The 16,744-nt window shown below is 35.2% G+C and carries 18 protein-coding genes; 9 read left to right on the forward strand and 9 right to left on the reverse strand.

Translation table 11 applies throughout. The features are described from left to right. The first annotated feature begins 63 nt into the window (after nucleotides 1-63). The 4 genes from ACFSQS_RS00790 (at nucleotide 64) to ACFSQS_RS00805 (ending at nucleotide 3,477) form a co-directional block, all read left to right on the forward strand. Nucleotides 64-942 (forward strand): PPK2 family polyphosphate kinase, encoded by an 879-nt coding sequence (locus ACFSQS_RS00790; RefSeq protein WP_388012589.1) that lies wholly within the window; start codon nucleotides 64-66, stop codon nucleotides 940-942. A gap of 227 nt (nucleotides 943-1,169) precedes the next feature. Next, nucleotides 1,170-2,588, forward strand: a complete 1,419-nt coding sequence (locus tag ACFSQS_RS00795) for a M20/M25/M40 family metallo-hydrolase (RefSeq protein WP_388012592.1) — start codon at nucleotides 1,170-1,172, stop codon at nucleotides 2,586-2,588. Nucleotides 2,589-2,603: 15 nt separating this feature from the next. Next, nucleotides 2,604-2,927 carry a hypothetical protein gene (locus ACFSQS_RS00800; protein WP_388012594.1) on the forward strand — a complete coding sequence of 108 codons (324 nt, stop codon included), beginning with the start codon at nucleotides 2,604-2,606 and terminating at the stop codon, nucleotides 2,925-2,927. 1 nt (nucleotide 2,928) lies between these two features. Then, a complete protein-coding gene (locus ACFSQS_RS00805) occupies nucleotides 2,929-3,477 on the forward strand; it encodes a hypothetical protein (protein WP_388012597.1) in 549 nt (182 codons plus the stop codon). Nucleotides 3,478-3,495: 18 nt separating this feature from the next. Here ACFSQS_RS00805 and ACFSQS_RS00810 read toward each other — a convergent pair whose 3' ends face one another. The 4 genes from ACFSQS_RS00810 to ACFSQS_RS00825 form a co-directional block, all read right to left on the reverse strand. Further along, complete coding sequence (locus ACFSQS_RS00810; protein ID WP_388012600.1) at nucleotides 3,496-4,488, reverse strand: hypothetical protein; 993 nt, start codon at nucleotides 4,486-4,488, stop codon at nucleotides 3,496-3,498. 2 nt (nucleotides 4,489-4,490) lie between these two features. Beyond that, nucleotides 4,491-5,894 (reverse strand): vWA domain-containing protein, encoded by a 1,404-nt coding sequence (locus ACFSQS_RS00815; protein WP_388012603.1) that lies wholly within the window; start codon nucleotides 5,892-5,894, stop codon nucleotides 4,491-4,493. 423 nt (nucleotides 5,895-6,317) lie between these two features. Further along, nucleotides 6,318-6,464 carry a hypothetical protein gene (locus ACFSQS_RS00820; RefSeq protein WP_388012606.1) on the reverse strand — a complete coding sequence of 49 codons (147 nt, stop codon included), beginning with the start codon at nucleotides 6,462-6,464 and terminating at the stop codon, nucleotides 6,318-6,320. A 93-nt stretch (nucleotides 6,465-6,557) separates the two neighbouring features. Then, the gene (locus tag ACFSQS_RS00825; RefSeq protein WP_388012609.1) at nucleotides 6,558-6,761 is read right to left on the reverse strand and encodes a Lacal_2735 family protein; all 204 of its coding nucleotides are present in this window, start codon (nucleotides 6,759-6,761) and stop codon (nucleotides 6,558-6,560) included. A 281-nt stretch (nucleotides 6,762-7,042) separates the two neighbouring features. On the opposite strand from ACFSQS_RS00825, the gene ACFSQS_RS00830 reads away from it, so the two are divergent. Continuing rightward, the gene (locus ACFSQS_RS00830; protein ID WP_388012612.1) at nucleotides 7,043-7,549 is read left to right on the forward strand and encodes a hypothetical protein; all 507 of its coding nucleotides are present in this window, start codon (nucleotides 7,043-7,045) and stop codon (nucleotides 7,547-7,549) included. A 92-nt stretch (nucleotides 7,550-7,641) separates the two neighbouring features. On the opposite strand, the gene tyrS is transcribed toward ACFSQS_RS00830, so the two are convergent. Further along, complete coding sequence (gene tyrS / locus ACFSQS_RS00835) at nucleotides 7,642-8,934, reverse strand: tyrosine--tRNA ligase (RefSeq protein WP_388012615.1); 1,293 nt, start codon at nucleotides 8,932-8,934, stop codon at nucleotides 7,642-7,644. A 236-nt stretch (nucleotides 8,935-9,170) separates the two neighbouring features. On the opposite strand from tyrS, the gene ACFSQS_RS00840 reads away from it, so the two are divergent. Then, nucleotides 9,171-10,178: an NAD-dependent epimerase/dehydratase family protein gene (locus ACFSQS_RS00840; RefSeq protein ID WP_388012618.1), complete on the forward strand. Its 1,008-nt coding sequence runs from the start codon at nucleotides 9,171-9,173 to the stop codon at nucleotides 10,176-10,178. Here ACFSQS_RS00840 and ACFSQS_RS00845 read toward each other — a convergent pair. From ACFSQS_RS00845 to ACFSQS_RS00855, 3 genes are read right to left on the reverse strand one after another with little or no spacing between them, the layout of a single operon-like run. Further along, on the reverse strand, nucleotides 10,144-10,767 hold the full coding sequence (locus ACFSQS_RS00845) for a DUF4296 domain-containing protein (RefSeq protein ID WP_388012621.1): 624 nt from the start codon (nucleotides 10,765-10,767) through the stop codon (nucleotides 10,144-10,146). The genes ACFSQS_RS00840 and ACFSQS_RS00845 overlap by 35 nt on opposite strands. Then, the gene (locus ACFSQS_RS00850) at nucleotides 10,764-12,110 is read right to left on the reverse strand and encodes a dihydroorotase (protein ID WP_388012624.1); all 1,347 of its coding nucleotides are present in this window, start codon (nucleotides 12,108-12,110) and stop codon (nucleotides 10,764-10,766) included. The genes ACFSQS_RS00845 and ACFSQS_RS00850 overlap by 4 nt, the downstream gene beginning before the upstream one ends. Then, on the reverse strand, nucleotides 12,107-12,847 hold the full coding sequence (locus ACFSQS_RS00855) for a polyprenol monophosphomannose synthase (protein WP_388012627.1): 741 nt from the start codon (nucleotides 12,845-12,847) through the stop codon (nucleotides 12,107-12,109). Before ACFSQS_RS00855 ends, ACFSQS_RS00850 begins: the two co-directional genes overlap by 4 nt. A 108-nt stretch (nucleotides 12,848-12,955) precedes the next feature. Here ACFSQS_RS00855 and ACFSQS_RS00860 point away from each other — a divergent pair, with 108 nt between their 5' ends. The 3 genes from ACFSQS_RS00860 (at nucleotide 12,956) to ACFSQS_RS00870 (ending at nucleotide 14,888) form a co-directional block, all read left to right on the forward strand. Beyond that, on the forward strand, nucleotides 12,956-13,600 hold the full coding sequence (locus tag ACFSQS_RS00860; RefSeq protein WP_388012630.1) for a DUF4271 domain-containing protein: 645 nt from the start codon (nucleotides 12,956-12,958) through the stop codon (nucleotides 13,598-13,600). 26 nt (nucleotides 13,601-13,626) lie between these two features. Next, nucleotides 13,627-14,376 (forward strand): uroporphyrinogen-III synthase, encoded by a 750-nt coding sequence (locus ACFSQS_RS00865; RefSeq protein WP_388012633.1) that lies wholly within the window; start codon nucleotides 13,627-13,629, stop codon nucleotides 14,374-14,376. A 194-nt stretch (nucleotides 14,377-14,570) separates the two neighbouring features. Beyond that, complete coding sequence (locus tag ACFSQS_RS00870; RefSeq protein WP_388012636.1) at nucleotides 14,571-14,888, forward strand: hypothetical protein; 318 nt, start codon at nucleotides 14,571-14,573, stop codon at nucleotides 14,886-14,888. 228 nt (nucleotides 14,889-15,116) lie between these two features. Here ACFSQS_RS00870 and pckA read toward each other — a convergent pair whose 3' ends face one another. Continuing rightward, nucleotides 15,117-16,733, reverse strand: coding sequence for a phosphoenolpyruvate carboxykinase (ATP) (gene pckA / locus ACFSQS_RS00875; RefSeq protein ID WP_388012639.1), 1,617 nt, complete (start codon nucleotides 16,731-16,733; stop codon nucleotides 15,117-15,119). Nucleotides 16,734-16,744 lie beyond the last annotated feature (11 nt).

Here is a 16,744-nt window from a genome sequence, read left to right on the forward strand (position 1 = left end):
ATAATTTTAATGAAGTCGATTTCATTTTTATATATTTAAAACCATAACAAATACTAGAGCATTTTGAAAAAAATAGATACCAACGATTTTAAAATTACCTCAAAAATAAAATTAAGCAATCAACCTTCAAGTTATCCTTTAAACGCTTCAAAAGACGAGATAAAAGATGCCTTGCAATTTGTAAGCAAAAAACTCGGAAAACTGCAAAACACCATGTACGCCCACGATAAATATGCGGTTTTGGTATGCATACAAGGTATGGATACTTCTGGAAAAGACAGTTTAATTCGCGAGGTTTTTAAAAATTTCAATGCCCGCGGTGTAATTTCCCATAGTTTTAAAGTGCCCACAGATTTAGAGTTGGGGCACGACTATTTATGGCGCCATTACATTGCATTGCCAGAGCGTGGTAAATTTGCTATTTTTAACCGAACGCATTACGAAAACGTACTGGTAACCCGTGTGCACCCCAACTATATATTAAATGAAAGGATTCCTTCGGTAAATTCTATTGCCGATATTAATGAGGCATTTTGGGACAAACGCTTCGAGCAAATCAATAATTTTGAAAAGCATATTGCCGAAAATGGCACCATTATATTTAAGTTTTATTTAAACCTTTCAAAAGACGAGCAAAAAAACAGGTTGCTTCGCCGTTTGAATAAAAAGGAAAAACATTGGAAATTTTCGCCAGACGATTTAAAAGAGCGCGCCCTTTGGGACAAATACCAAAACTGTTACGAAGATGCCATAAACCGCACCTCAAAACCCCACGCGCCGTGGTACAATATTCCTGCAAACGATAAACCAACGGCGCGCTATATTGTCGCTAAAATTATGTACGATACGTTGAGCAAATACACCGATATTAAAGAGCCAGAATTAGACGATAAAGTAAAAGCAAACCTAGCAGAATACATAAATCAGTTAAACAACGAGTAGTAGTTTTTGGGCGTTTTAACACGCTTTCACTACTCAATCTTTTTGCAGAAAAAGCAAAAAGGATTTCAAACATGCCGTTCAATCGTTAACGCACTTACCGCAGGTAATTAACACAAATTTATGTTTCAAGTTAGCACTCAACTTTCAATAAATAGTATATTTAAACTTTAAAATAATTTAAGTTTGTCATTCCTGCGAAAGCAGGAATCCACATATAAAAATTCTACATGAAACGAATACTTTTAATTACAACATTATTAAGTTCTATAATTAGTTTTGCCCAAACCGACAAAGAAGTCATAAGAGAAATTTACACGCAATCTCTAACAAACGGTAAAAGTTACGATTGGTTAAATCATTTGTCAAACCAAATAGGTGGCCGGTTGTCAGGCTCTTTAAATGCCGAAAAAGCAGTAGCATACACCAAGGCAGAACTCGAAAAATTAGGATTAGATAAAGTATGGTTGCAACCCGTAATGGTACCAAAATGGGTGCGTGGCGCCAAAGAATTTGCCTATATCGAAACGGCTCCCAGTGGTTTTGGCACCAAAAAAACCACGAACGTAAACATTTGTGCATTGGGCGGCTCCATAGCTACACCGGCCATTGGGTTAAAAGCTCATGTTGTCGAAGTTAAAAACTTTGATGAGCTAGAGGTTCTGGGAAAAGAAAATATTGAGGGCAAAATCGTGTTTTACAATCGCCCGATGCAACCCGATGTTATTAGTACTTTCGAGGCCTACGGAGGTTGCGTAAACCAACGCTACATGGGCGCCGTTGAAGCTGCCAAATACGGTGCCGTGGGTGTTATTGTGCGCTCCATGAATTTACGATTGGACGATTTGCCACATACGGGCAGCATGACTTATGGCAACCTGCCTGTTAATAAACGCATTCCGTCTGCGGCTATTAGCACCAACGATGCCGAATTGTTGAGCTCGATGTTAAAGCTAGATAAATCGCTTAAATTCTATTTTAAGCAAAATTGCAAACAGTTGGACGATGTGTTGTCGCATAATGTGATTGGCGAAGTTACCGGAAGCGAATTCCCTAATGAATACATTATAGTTGGCGGGCATCTGGATTCATGGGATTTAGGCGATGGCTCGCACGACGATGGTGCCGGAGTAGTGCAATCTATGGACGTTTTAAGGTTGTTAAAGGAGTCTGGAATTAAACCCAAACGCAGTATTAGAGTCGTTTTGTTTATGAATGAGGAAAACGGTTTGCGAGGCGGGAAAAAATATGCCGAAGTTGCCAAACAAAAAAACGAAAACCACATATTTGCATTAGAAAGTGATGCGGGCGGATTTACCCCGCGCGGTTTTAGTTTCGATTGTAACGATGCCAGTTTCAATCAAATATTAAGTTGGAAGCCTTTATTTAAACCCTATTTTATCCATTATTTTGAAAAGGGCGGAAGCGGTGCCGATGTTAGCCCCTTAAAAAGCAATACCAATGTATTGGCAGGTTTGCGGCCGGATTCCCAAAGGTATTTCGATCACCACCATGCCGCCAACGATACCTTCGAACATGTTAATAAACGAGAGTTGGAATTAGGTGCAGCAACCATGACCGCTTTGGTGTATTTGTTTGATAAATATGGGGTGAATCCTATTCTGAATGAGGACCAATTAAAAGATTAATTTAAGCTTGTTTTTATGTGGGAAGAAAAACTGAAAATTTACGACGAACTCATTAATAAATGCCCGAGATTTGAGCGGAAAGGAAAATCGATGATTTATACCTCGGCAAATGGGTATATGTTTTCATTGCTGAATAAGGCCGGTGAAATAGGCATTCGATTTTCAAAAGAGGTACAAGAAAAATACATCAAAGCATTCAATTCCTCAACATATACATCTTACGGTGCGGTCATGAAAGGTTACGTGTTAATTCCAGACCACATGCTTGAAAATTTAGATAACGTTGCATATTATTTAAACGAAAGTTACGATTATGTCATGACTTTAAATCCTAAATAAAATGAAGAAATCCGCCCTAATATTAGCCTTAATATTAACAACAGTTATTATGGCCCAAAATGAAGAAAAATTACCGTATTACCAAATTCCGGAATACCCGCAAACCTATACCGCAGGAACCGTAGCCGCTAGAATGGTTGATGGTTTGGGCTTTAGATATTATTGGGCAACCGAAGGCTTACGACAAGAAGACCTAAATTATAAACCCAGTGAAAGCGGACGAACGAGTGCTGAAACCATCGACCATTTATTGGGATTATCTAATTTTTTACTTAATGCTTTATCCGAAGAAAAAAGAGATGAAAACCAAAAGGAATTTACCTTTGAAGAAAAACGAAAACAAACCCTGTTAAACATAAAAGAGGCTTCGGAAATTTTAAAAGCAACCAAAGATCTTTCTGAATTTGATAACGAAAGATTTCCGTTTTGGAATCTTATTAACGGCCCCATTGCAGATGCGCTTTGGCATTGTGGGCAAGTGGTGATGTTGCGTCGTGCTTCGGGAAATCCGTTTAATTCTAGAGTGAGTGTTTTCAGTGGGAAGCTTTGAGAGTAATCTCGGTGTGTTTCAACTTAACAATGAATACCTAATCAGCATTTTGCCACCTTTTTTCCACCGAATCCAACCCTGACCCTTCACATTAAAATCGTAATCCAGCAACGCCACGTACATCCATTCATCTTTAATTTTTATTGGTCGTAAAAAACTATATGGTGTTTTTGTTGTGCCTGCTTCCTCAAAAGGTCGTGTATAAATATTATGCTTTTCGGGATTGGGAAACTTCACGCTGTTTATCACCAAAAGAAACTCTGGCCAATACATTAATTTTCCAGCATAACGATCTACAAAACGGGTTTGGTTGTTAGTGGTATTAACAGTAACTTCAATAAAATCATGGGATATGGACTGTACTTTAAAATACAACATATCGTAATCTAATTTTAAATGATCGGGCACTAACCAAGGCGGTGCAGTAGCAATATCAAAACCACCGTATTCACGTTGTTTAAAGGTAATACTGTCTATTGGTGTATGCTCTTGAACCGATTTTCCTTGGGTTAAATTACCGTAAAAATAAAGCGTTTTGTTATCGTGGAAATTAGGAGTAAACATGCCCAACCCCATTTCGCTTTTCAATTCCATATCGCTTGTGGTTTCAATTTTTTTAGTGAATAACGCCAGAGAATTCATTGTTTTATTTTCAGCCCGAGTGGTGGGTCTTTTTGTTTTTTGTTGCTCAATTTTATGTTGTTCTTTTTCTTTTTGGCGTTGTTGGTATTTAATGGTAAAATAAGCAACCGAGGCTGCAATAATTAATACCAGCAATACATTAATTTTTATAATCAAATGTCTTTTAAGGTTATAGGCAAATATAATTGCTAAACATAAGCCAATAAAAGCGCCAATAACCCCGTAGCCAAAAACAATAGCGCCACCAGCCAACATTTGCCCTTTTGCGGCTTCTGTAATACCAGCATAAACCAACCCTAAAAAGAAAAAGGCAATAATTGCAAGAAAGTACATTAAAAAACTATAAGCTTTGAACATTTTATGTGCCATGATTAAAAACGAATTATTTTGGTTACGGTTTCTCCTTGCTTAACTTGAATAGTAAATGTTTCTTTTTTGCCAGCGTATTCTTTTTTTACAGCACTAACTTTTACTTCGTAAATTCCTGGATTTAATAAAAACTCTCTGGGGTTGCTGTTATTTGAAGTGTAGGTTCTGCTGCCTGCAACATTTTTTCCAGATTTTTTTTCTTTTATACTAACAACAGCATCAACTAAAGTTTCTCCGCTTTTTACACCAATCATGGCAATGCCTGTTTTAAAATTATGTGAAACTTCAATGGTTTTACCAGATTCTACTATAACATCTTCAATTGTGTATTTAGTTTCTAAACCTTTCATGCGTAAACCCATCACTTCAATATCGTAAGTACCCGGGTTTACCTCAATGGTCTGCGTTCTTCCATAAGTTCTGCTACCACCAACTACTTTACCCTCTTGTGTTTTTACTTTGCTTGTGGCATCCCAACCTTCATTATTATTAAGCGTTAAAAGATTTATTTTTCCGCCATCAAAACTTACCGTTTTATGTCCGATTTTATCTTTTATACTTTCAATAATTATAGTAGTTCCATTAATTTTGGTGTTTTCTAAAGGGTTTACAATCATGTTATATTTTCCCGGAGGCAGATGTACCCAACCCGTATCGCGATAGGTTCGTGTGCCATCAATTTCTTTATTGGTACCTGTTTTTACTATTCTAACCCAAGCATCAACAGGCTCTCCATTTTTTGTAGCATAAATTGAAAAATTCCCAGGAGGATCATCTACGGTTGTGTTTGTTGCTTCTGTGAGCCCTTTACCCAAATCGCTCGCATTAGCGGCATCGTAATACTTTCCGCCACCGGCATTGGCAGCGCATTTTAATTGTTCGGTTTCACCTTCTTCAAGTCCGAAGCCTACAATATGGAGTTTAAAATCGATGCCATCGGTTTTTGCTTTTGAAACTATATCGCAAATATTGCCGTCGCAAGATTCAATGCCATCGGTTATTAAAATAATGGTTGCTTTGGTTTTGCTTTCTTTTAATGAATTGATTGCGAGTGCTGCCGAACGCGCTAAAGGCGTTTTCCCTAAAGCATTTATATTGCTTACCGCTTTTGTAATATGGGTTTTGGATGCGTTTTTTAAATCGACTAAAAATTCAATGTCGTTGCAATCGCCTTTTTTGCGATGGCCATACGCCATTAGTCCGATGTTTTGATTGTCGGGAAGGTTATTTACGGATGTTGTTAATACTTCCAAAGCAATTTCCTTTTTGGTTTTACCATCCAGTTTACCCCACATAGAGCCGCTGGCATCGTAGATAAACAAGATTGGAGATGGTGTTTTTTGTTCTTGCGAAAAAGTTTGAAACATTAAACTTAAAGTACAAACTAGAGTGGTTAATAGCTTCATAAAAATAGGATTTATTGGTATGATTAATAAACAGCACCATATCTACAAATTGCTAAATTGGTATTAATGGTAGAATGTATGAAAGACTGCTTTTAGCAACAGACTGTAATTTAGCATAATAAAATGCATTTATAATTTAATTTTAAAGGCGTCTTTATTATTATTATTACAATGCTATAAATAAAAAAATAAGGAGAAATATGTAGTAATATTAAGCTATTTTTTTAACAAAAACAAATTGAAAGGCGTATGTTTTAATTGTGTGAAAGTGAGATTTCTTTAGATATTTAATTTTTAAATAGCGTAAATGGTAAGTCTTACACAAAGGTGTTTTTGTTATGTAGTGTTGTTTTTAATAGAAGATAATATTTTAAAAAATGAGATTATATAAAAGATGATTACCGGCCAGTTATAGTGGTTTATTTAAAAACCGGTGCTTAGGTTTTGGGGTGTTTCAAGCTTTGTGGTATCTTCTACAAAATTTGCGATTTTATTTTCTAATTCCTTTAAACTTATCAGTTTATTTAGATTGGGCTTAATTTTTCCAACTTTACAAAAATGCGGACTCATAACGTTTTTTTTTTCAATAATATAATTGGCACTTAACTTATATAAATTACGTGTAAACCAGTTTTTTGGATGTTTTGTAAAAGTTAAAAAACTTTAAGATTGCACAGGGCTTTGCGCTAATTCTCTAGACAGATATTTTAATCTGTTGAGTTTGTTAAGAAGCTTTATGGCTTTGTATTCTGAAATATCACTTAGAGCAGAATCGGTTTGCCTAAAATTATAAGCAATTTCCATAAGCTCTTTATAGCGTTTGTTAAGCAGGGCTTGATTGCTTTTAATAACCTCTATTCTGTCCATTTTGCTTTTTGTAAAAAAGTAGATATTAAATATACATTTTTTTATTAATAATAAAAAGCAGCCAATGGGTATTTTTTTATTTAAGACAACAAACAGTAAACTTAAATACTAACATTGTGTTAATTTAAAGTTGTTTTTTGTTTATATTTTATAAATTTAAAACAACGTTTACCATTTTAAACAGCGACTAAATTTAGTTTTAGTGTTTTAAGTTTTACTTGCACCAGAATAAAGATTTAATTTTTTATCAAATAAAATGCGCTACCTAAATTTTTAAAATAATGAAATGCTTTAAACTTTCAATATTGTTTTTGCTAGTTGTATCAATCGGATTTGCACAAAGTAATAATTGTTTTTGCTGTACGGAAAAACATAAGGAATTCGATTTTTGGATAGGCAGTTGGACCGTAACAAACCCAGACAGAACTGTTGCAGGAACTAATCGAATAGATAAAATTCAAGACAACTGTATTGTTCGAGAGCAGTGGATTAGTGCAAAAGGGAACTATACAGGAACCAGCAACAATTTTTACAATGCCAAAACCAAACAATGGGAGCAAATATGGGTGGACAACCAAGGGGCGATCTTGCATTTAAAAGGCAATAGGGTAGGAAACCAAATGATTTTAAAAACCCAAACCAAAACCAACAAGGATGGAAACCCGTTTTACCATCGCGTAACGTGGACCTCAAATCCAGACGGCACCGTACGCCAATACTGGGAAACCATTACCAGCAATAATAAAGTAAGCGTAGCTTTTGATGGCTTGTACAAAAAATCAAAATAGTGGTTTGGCGCAAAGCCCAAAATTGCAAGAAAACCTGCTTATACCATTAACGTTAATTGCAAATGGTATAAGTGTCTTATAAGCTTTATACCTTATACCCGCAATACAAAGTAATTTTTTTTACCGCGCTGTAATAATACAAACTTGTTGTTAATTAGGTCTTTAGAGGTAATTTTGTAATCGTCTTTTACCTTTTCTTTATTTACCGAAATAGAGTTTTCTTTTAACGCACGTCTCGCTTCACCATTAGATTTTAAAAATCCGCCTTTCTCTGCCAAGGCTGCGATAATATCCAATCCGTTTTCAATATCGTTTTTTGCGATTTCGGTTTGTGGTACACCATCAAAAACATCTAAAAAAGTTTGCTCGTTTAATTGTTTTAAATCGTCGCTTGTAGATTTTCCAAACAAAATAGAACTGGCTTTTATGGCATTATCTAAATCTTCTTTAGAGTGTACCATGGTTGTAATTTCTTCGGCTAAGCGTTTTTGCAAGACGCGCAAATGTGGGGCTTCTTTGTGTTGTTCTATTAGGCCTTCAATTTCTGCACGGGTTAAAAAAGTAAAGATTTTTATATACTTTTCGGCATCTGCATCACTGGTGTTTAGCCAATATTGGTAAAACTTGTATGGCGATGTTCTTTCGGCGTCAAGCCAAATATTCCCGCCTTCGGTTTTTCCAAACTTGGTGCCATCGGCTTTGGTAATTAATGGCCATGTTAAGGCGTATCCTTTTCCAGAATCAACACGTCTTATTAACTCTGTACCTGTGGTAATATTGCCCCACTGGTCGCTACCGCCCATTTGAAGGGTGCAGTTTTTATCTCTGTAAAGGTGTAAAAAATCGTAGCCCTGCACCAGTTGGTAAGTAAATTCTGTAAAGCTCATGCCTACCGATGATTCTGATGATAAACGTTTTTTTACTGAATCTTTTGCCATCATATAATTTACGGTAATATGCTTGCCCACATCGCGAATAAATTCTAGAAAAGAAAACTGTTTCATCCAGTCGTAATTGTTAACAATAATGGCAGCGTTTTCAGCATCACTATCAAAATCCAAAAATCGCGATAATTGTTCTTTAATAGCATTTTGGTTGTGCAAAAGTGTTTCTTCGTTAAGTAAGTTGCGCTCTGCCGATTTTCCCGAAGGGTCTCCAATCATCCCTGTGGCTCCGCCAACTAGGGCAACGGGTTTGTGTCCTGATAACTGAAAATGTTTAAGACCCATAACACCTACTAAATGGCCAATGTGTAACGAATCTGCCGTTGGGTCAATGCCCACATACGCCAAACGCATTGCTTCCATAAGGTGTTCTTCTGTTCCTGGCATGCTATCTTGTATCATGCCCCTCCAAGTTAATTCTTCAACAAAATTCTTTATCATTCTCTATTATTTTTAAAAAACTATGCAAAGATAAAAATACGTGTATAATTACGCTTGTATTATTAATAATTCTTTGGGTTAAAAGACGAAGGTCGATGGGTTTTGGGTTAATAAACTCTTTTTGCACGGGAACCAAAAATGTATTTTTTTTACTGATTACTGCCGCCGCTACTGAGGCTGAGACTGAAAACCAACTTTTCCCATTATCTATTTGAATTATTCATTACTTTAGTGGCATGATTTTAGTTACCGGAGGCACAGGATTAGTTGGTGCGCATTTACTGTACAAACTGGTTAGTAATAACGAAACCGTAAGGGCGATTTATAGAAATAAGCGTAAACTTGAGAATGTAAAACAAGTGTTCTCTAGTTATACCGAAAATTACGAGTCGCTCTTTAAATCTATTGATTGGGTTGAAGCCGATATTTTAGATATGCCGTTATTATCTGATGCTTTTAATGGTGTAAAATACCTGTATCATTGTGCTGCATTTGTATCTTTTGAACCTGATAAATACCAGCTTTTACGTCGAACCAATATAGATGGTACTGCAAATATTGTTAACCTTTGTATCTCCAACCACATAGAAAAATTATGTTATGTAAGTTCTATTGCAACCCTTGGCAATACAATAAATAACCAACCTATTACCGAGAATACAGAATGGAACCCAGAACAAGACAACAGTGTTTATGCCATTACAAAATACGGTGCCGAAATGGAAGTTTGGCGGGCCACACAAGAAGGTGTAAATGTGGTTATTGTAAACCCCGGGGTTATTTTAGGTGCGGGAATTTGGCACTATGGCAGCGGCAGTTTATTTAAAAAAGCACATAAAGGCTTAAAATATTACACCGCCGGAACTGTTGGATTGGTTGATGTAAAAGACGTGGTTTCTAATATGATTTCACTTTTAAAAAGCGATATTAAAAACGAGCGTTTTATAATAGTAGCCGAAAATTGGACCTACAAGCAGTTTTTACAAACCCTGGCAAAAGCCGTAAACGCAAAGCCACCTGTAAAAGAAGCTAAATATGGGTTGTTGCAAATAGCTTGGAGGATGGATTGGTTAACACATAAATTAACAGGGAAAAGAAGGCAATTAACAAAGCAATTGGTAACATCGTTACATTCTAAAACAAATTACAGCAATGTTAAAATTAAAAATGCCACAGGCTTTGAATTTACACCAATAAGCGAAAGCATCACTACTGTTGGAAACCTATATCTGAAACAGGTATAATTAACCCTTCTTCTTTTTTAGATTTTAGCTTAAACCGGGTTGTATAATCTTTTTTAATTAGCATATTTAAAGAATCTTTCAATTTTATTAATTGAATAGAGTCTTTTTTAATCAAGGGCTTTAGCGAATCTTTTTTTACCAGTACGCTTAGTTGTTCTTTAAGTTTTATAATGCGTGTTGAGTCTTTTTTTATAATGGCATGAATGGAATCTCTATATTTTTTTTCCTGCTCTTCTTGTTTTGCCAAATCGGCATATTTGGTTTTTAAAACTTGAAAACTATCTTTAACTTTTTCGTAAATCGCGTTATAATCATCAACAAAATAGGCATAATAATTGTTGCTTAAGGCAAACTGCAAACTATCTATATTGTATTTTTTATAAATATAGGCTTCGGCTTGCAAATTGTTTTTTTCCAAGACTGTTTTGTTGGCGCCGTTAGCAGAAGATAGCAACCTAACATCCATTATAATATTAACCATTTTTTCCTTTGGGATTAAATTCCCTGGCTTTTTTGGTTTATCGTATTTATAACAAGCTGTTGCCAGCAATACGATGCTAAAATATGCTAATAAGCGTTTTAAAATCATCTGTTGAAGGTTAAGCGTTTTGCGGCATTTACATTAATAAACTTAAAATTATTGTATGCCAAACTACCGTTAACAAAGGTATGGGTAATTCTGGATTTAAAGGTTGTGCCTTCAAACGGAGACCAACCACATTTGTAAAGGATGTTTTCTTTTTTTACAGTCCACGGATGGTGTAAATCCACCAATACCAAATCGGCAAAAAAGCCTTCTTTTATAAAGCCGCGTTTTTCAATTTGAAATAAAATAGCTGGATTATGGCACATTTTCTCAACTATTTTTTCAATTGAAATTTTATTTTTATGATGCATTTCTAACATTGCAGGTAATGCGTGTTGCACTAAAGGGCCGCCCGAAGGTGCTTTAGTATAAACGTTTTCTTTTTCCTCTATAGTATGCGGAGCATGGTCTGTGGCTATAACATCAATTCTATCATCTAACAAAGCGTCCCATAATTGATCTTTATCTTTTTGGGTTTTTACAGCAGGATTCCATTTAATAAGTGTACCTTTTTTATCGTAATCTTTATCTGTAAACCATAAATGATGGATACAAACCTCGGCAGTAATTTTTTTATCTTTTAACGGTGTTTTATTATCAAAGAGAGCAGTTTCTTTTCCTGTTGATAAATGAAAAACGTGCAATCTAGCACCAGTTTTTTTGGCCAATTCTATGGCTTTTGAAGAGGATAAATAGCATGCTTCTTCACTGCGTATTTCTGGGTGGTATTTAGTAGGAATAGCATCGCCATATTGTTTTAAATACTTTTCAAAATTAGCTTTTATGGTGCCTTCATCCTCACAATGCACGGCGATTAATAAGTTGGTTTTCGAGAAAATATTTTCTAAAACTTCAGGGTTATCAACTAACATATTACCTGTTGATGAGCCTAAAAACAGCTTTAATGCTGCAACGTTTTTAGCATCGACCTTTAAAATTTCATCTAAATTATCGTTGGTGCCGCCAAACATAAACGAGTAATTTGCCGAAGATGTTTTGGCAGCTATCTCAAATTTTTCTTCTAATTTCTCAATAGTCGTGGTTTGCGGATTGGTGTTAGGCATCTCTATAAACGAGGTAATGCCGCCCGCAATGGCTGCTTTAGATTCGGTTTCAATATTGGCTTTGTGCGTTAATCCGGGTTCTCTAAAGTGTACTTGGTCGTCTATAACACCTGGAAGCAGGTATTTGCCTTCTGCATCTAGCACGTGCACATCGGCAGATTTTGCGCTTATAGACTTGCTTATCTGTTTTATAAATTCGCCTTCAATTAAAATATCGCCATTAAAAATCTTGCCTTCATTTACTATATTGGCATTTTTAATAAGTGTTGTTTTTAAGGTCATTTTACTCTTTTTTTATTTTTAAATAAACTTTTAAGTTTCATAGAAATTACGCCAAACACAGCTTCAGAAATAATTCCTGAGCTTAGTTTTGATTCGCCTTGCGATCTATCTGTAAATATTACGGGTACTTCAATGATTTTAAAATTTTTCAGGTAGGTTTTAAATTTCATTTCTATTTGAAAAGCATAGCCTATAAATTTAATTTTGCTTAAATCTATGGCCTCTAATACCTGCCTTTTGTAGCACACAAAACCTGCGGTGGTGTCGTGTATGCGCATTCTGGTAATGAATTTTACGTATTTTGAAGCAAAATAAGACATTAGCAAGCGTTTCATGTCCCAGTTAACCACATTTACGGTATTGTTTATGTACCGCGAGCCAATGGCCATATCTGCGCCATCCTTTTTACAGGCATTATAGAGTTTTATGAGGTCTTTTGGATTGTGCGAAAAATCGGCATCCATTTCAAATATATATTGGTAAGGTTTTTTCAAACACCAATAAAAGCCATGTATATAGGCAGTGCCCAATCCTGCTTTCTCTTTACGTACTTCAACAAATAATCGATTGCTAAACTCTTGTTGTAATTCTTTTACCTTTAATGCTGTTAAATCTGGTGAGTTGTCGTCAACCACAAGAATATGAATAGTGTTCGACTCAGAAAATACCGCTCTAATAATGGCTTCAATATTTTCTATTTCGTTGTATGTTGGAATTATAACAACCGTGTCTTGCATTTGGTAACGATATATTTTTGGCAAATGTACATTATTTAAAAGTTTATTTTTTTTAAATATTCCTTAATATTATAGCTAAAGTGTGAATAATTATAATAATTTTAGGCCATGTATCGCGACATTATCTCTAACGAAATTATTACGGTTTTAATGGTTGTTGGGCTAGCTATTATTGCAACTGCAAAATTAGTGGCACCTCAGCGTTTTAACGACTTTATTTATGTTTTAGGAAACTCTAAATACTTAAAGATATACACCAGAGACCAAAAGTTTTTAGATAAATTTGATGCCTTATTGTTTACTAATCTGGTTATATCGGCATCAATTTTTTGTTATTTAGCTTTTCGCTGTGTTACCCAGACCAAAGATATTTCGGTTAACCTGCTTTTTAAGCTGTTTTTTGGCATAGGTAGTTTTGTGCTGATAAAAGTGCTTGTTGAACGCCTTGTAGCCAGCCTTTTCGAGTTGGATAAGCTTATAGACCAGTACCTGTTTCAAAAAATAAGCTACAAGAATTATTTGGGTCTGTTATTGCTGCCCATAAACGCTATATTGGTTTATTCTGTAGATCCTACGTTACCCGTTTTTTTTACTATAATCGGGCTGTTGCTTATAGTAAATATCTCTGGTGTAATTACAACATTTAAAACACATCAAAACACAATAAAAGGTAACTTATTTTATTTTATTTTGTATCTTTGCGCTCTCGAAATAGCACCTTATATTGTTTTATATAAGGTGTTTGTTTGGTAAAGCAACAAAATAAACTACTTGTGTGTATGAAAGTGAAAACAATTTTAGTCTCTCAGCCAGAACCTAAAATAGAAAACTCCCCTTATTTTGATTTACAGGAAAAGCAAAAGGTAAAAATAGATTTTAGGCCATTTATACATGTTGAAGGCGTTTCTGCAAAAGAAATTAGGCAGCAAAAGGTAGATTTAAACAATTATACCGCCATTATTTTAACTAGTAGAAATGCTGTAGATCATTTTTTTAGAATTGCTGAGGAAATGCGCTTTAAAGTTCCAGACTCTATGAAGTATTTTTGTCAGTCTGAAGCGGTAGCCTACTATCTACAAAAATATGTGGTTTACAGAAAGCGTAAAATTTATGTTGGTAAACGTACTTTTTCTGAGCTTTCTCCTTTAATTAAAAAATATAAAGACGAAAAATTCCTGTTGCCAAATACCGATAAAGTGAAGCCAGAAGTACCTGATACTTTAGACGCTCTTGGTGTAGATTGGAAACAAGCAACTTTTTACAAAACCGTAGTTAGCGATCTATCAGATTTAAAAAATGTAACTTACGATGTATTGGTGTTTTTTAGTCCGTCTGGAATCGAGTCGTTATTCCATAACTTCCCAGATTTTAAACAAAACAAAACACGTATCGCAGTTTTTGGAAACACCACTATTAAAGCTGTTGAAGATAAAGGCTTACGCGTAGATATTGCTGCTCCAACACCCGAAACGCCTTCCATGACCATGGCGTTGCAAAAATATATAGATAAGGCTAATAAAGGGAAATAAAACACCTTGGGCAAGCCCACGCGGTATTAAGCCCCAAAAAACAAAAAGCTAAATTCAAAAAAAAAAAAAGCGATTTCATTAATTTTGAAATCGTTTTTTTTTTTTTTTTGATTTATACAGAAAATTATATTTGTAATTATTATTCCCAAATAGATTTAATTACTTTTAATATGCATAAAATTTAGTTAAAAATCATGTTTGATAAATTAAGTAACTTTCAAACTCATCAAGGTTTTTTACTAAATATTCACAAAAATAAAGAAGAAAAACTATCTGAGCTTTTTCAATTTATTAATCATGGAAAGGTTGATGTTTCTGATTATGATAACTTTGAAAAGATTACTCAATTGGTAATGAAAAAAAGTAAAAAATCAGATAAAGCTTTTCTATTATGGCTTTACTGCTGTGGCGAACACATAAGTTTGAAGTATAATTGTAAATGGGCTTTGATAAAATATAATTTCTTCAACATAGCATGGTATTCCCCTATATTAATTAATGAAAAAAAATGATATTTGGAATATAGATCAAGATTGCGAACTTATATATTATAAAAACAACCGGATGCATAGTATTGCGTTTAATTATTTTTATAAAATGTCCATCGAAAGAATTTTGAATAAAACTAAACTTGGTAATTTAACAAAAGATGGGGTAATAGATTATATTGAACTAAAATAAAAAATCGCCTATAAATTGTATTATAGACGATTTTTTGTTTTTGAGTTAGTCACTAGCTTTTAAAACGCATAGCGCTGTGGTCCGCCACGTCTAATTTCTTCATTACAATGAGCCTCAAACTTTTTAAAGTTTTCCCTAAAGGCATTGGTTAACTTAAAAGCTGTTGTATAATACGCCTCATCATCATTCCAAGTAGCACGCGGACTTAAAACTTCGGTTGGAACACCAGGGCAGGTTCTGGGTTGTGCCACTCCAAATACAGAGTGTATGTGGTAATCGTCATAATTATACAATCCTAAATCGCCATTTAAAACAGCATTAATCATGGCTCGTGTATATTTTAATTTCATTCTTGTTCCCACGCCGTAAGGGCCACCGGTCCATCCTGTGTTTACCAACCATACGTTTGCTCCAGACTCTTTCATTTTTTTACTTAACATTTCGGCATATTTTGCGGGATGCAAGGGCATAAAAGGCGCACCAAAACAGGCAGAGAAAGACGGTTGAGGCTCAACAACTCCAGCTTCTGTACCGGCCACTTTTGCGGTGTAGCCCGAAATAAAATGATACGCAGCCTGACTTGGCGTTAATTTTGAAATTGGAGGCAATACCCCAAAAGCATCGGCGGTTAAAAAGAAAATATTTTTTGGGTTTTTACCGATTGATGGTTCTTTTATGTTTTCAATATGATAAATAGGATAGCTTACCCTTGTGTTTTGGGTTATTGAAGCATCTTCAAAATCTACATTGCTTTTTTCATCTAAAATCACATTTTCAAGAATTGCGCCTTTTTTAATGGCGGCGTAAATTTCTGGTTCCTGTTCTTTTGATAGATTGATTACTTTGGCGTAACAACCGCCTTCAAAATTAAACACCGTGTTTTCGTTGGTCCAACCGTGTTCGTCATCGCCAATTAAGCTTCTGTTGGGGTCTGTGGATAGGGTTGTTTTTCCAGTGCCAGAGAGCCCAAAGAAAATTGCGGTATCTCCGGTTTTACCAACATTGGCGCTACAATGCATGGGCAAAGTGTTTTTAAATACTGGCAGTATAAAGTTTAAAGCCGAAAACACACCTTTTTTTATTTCGCCGGTGTAACCCGTTCCGCCCACTAAAGCGATTTTTTTCGTAAAGTTTAAAATGGCAAAATTGTGTTGGCGCGTGCCGTCTTCATCTGGAACTGCCATAAAACCTGGCGCGTTAATTACGGTCCATTCTGGTGTAAAATCTTTTAGCTCTTTTTCGGTTGGGCGTAAAAACATATTGTATGCAAACAAGTTGCTCCAAGGATATTCGTTAATAACACGAATATTTAATTTGTAATTTTCATCCGCGCAAGCGTAACTATCTCTTGCAAAAATTTCTTTTCCAGAAAGATAATCTACAACTTTATTGTACAATGCATCAAACTTATCGGCACTAAACGGGATATTAATATCGCCCCACCAAACGCGGTCTTTTGTAATTTGGTCTTTTACAATAAACCTGTCTTTTGGTGATCGTCCTGTAAACTCTCCGGTATTAACCGCTAAAGCACCAGACGAGGCTTCTTTTGCTTGCCCGTTTTTAATAGTAATACCATGAAGCTCTTCGGGAGTGAGTTGATAATAAACTTTGGCATGTTTTATACCGTAAGATTCTAACGCAATCGTTTTCGTAACTGGATTGTTTTTTACCATTTTGTATTGAA

It is taken from the genome of Gelatiniphilus marinus (assembly GCF_042684345.1).
GTDB lineage: Bacteria > Bacteroidota > Bacteroidia > Flavobacteriales > Flavobacteriaceae > Gelatiniphilus > Gelatiniphilus marinus.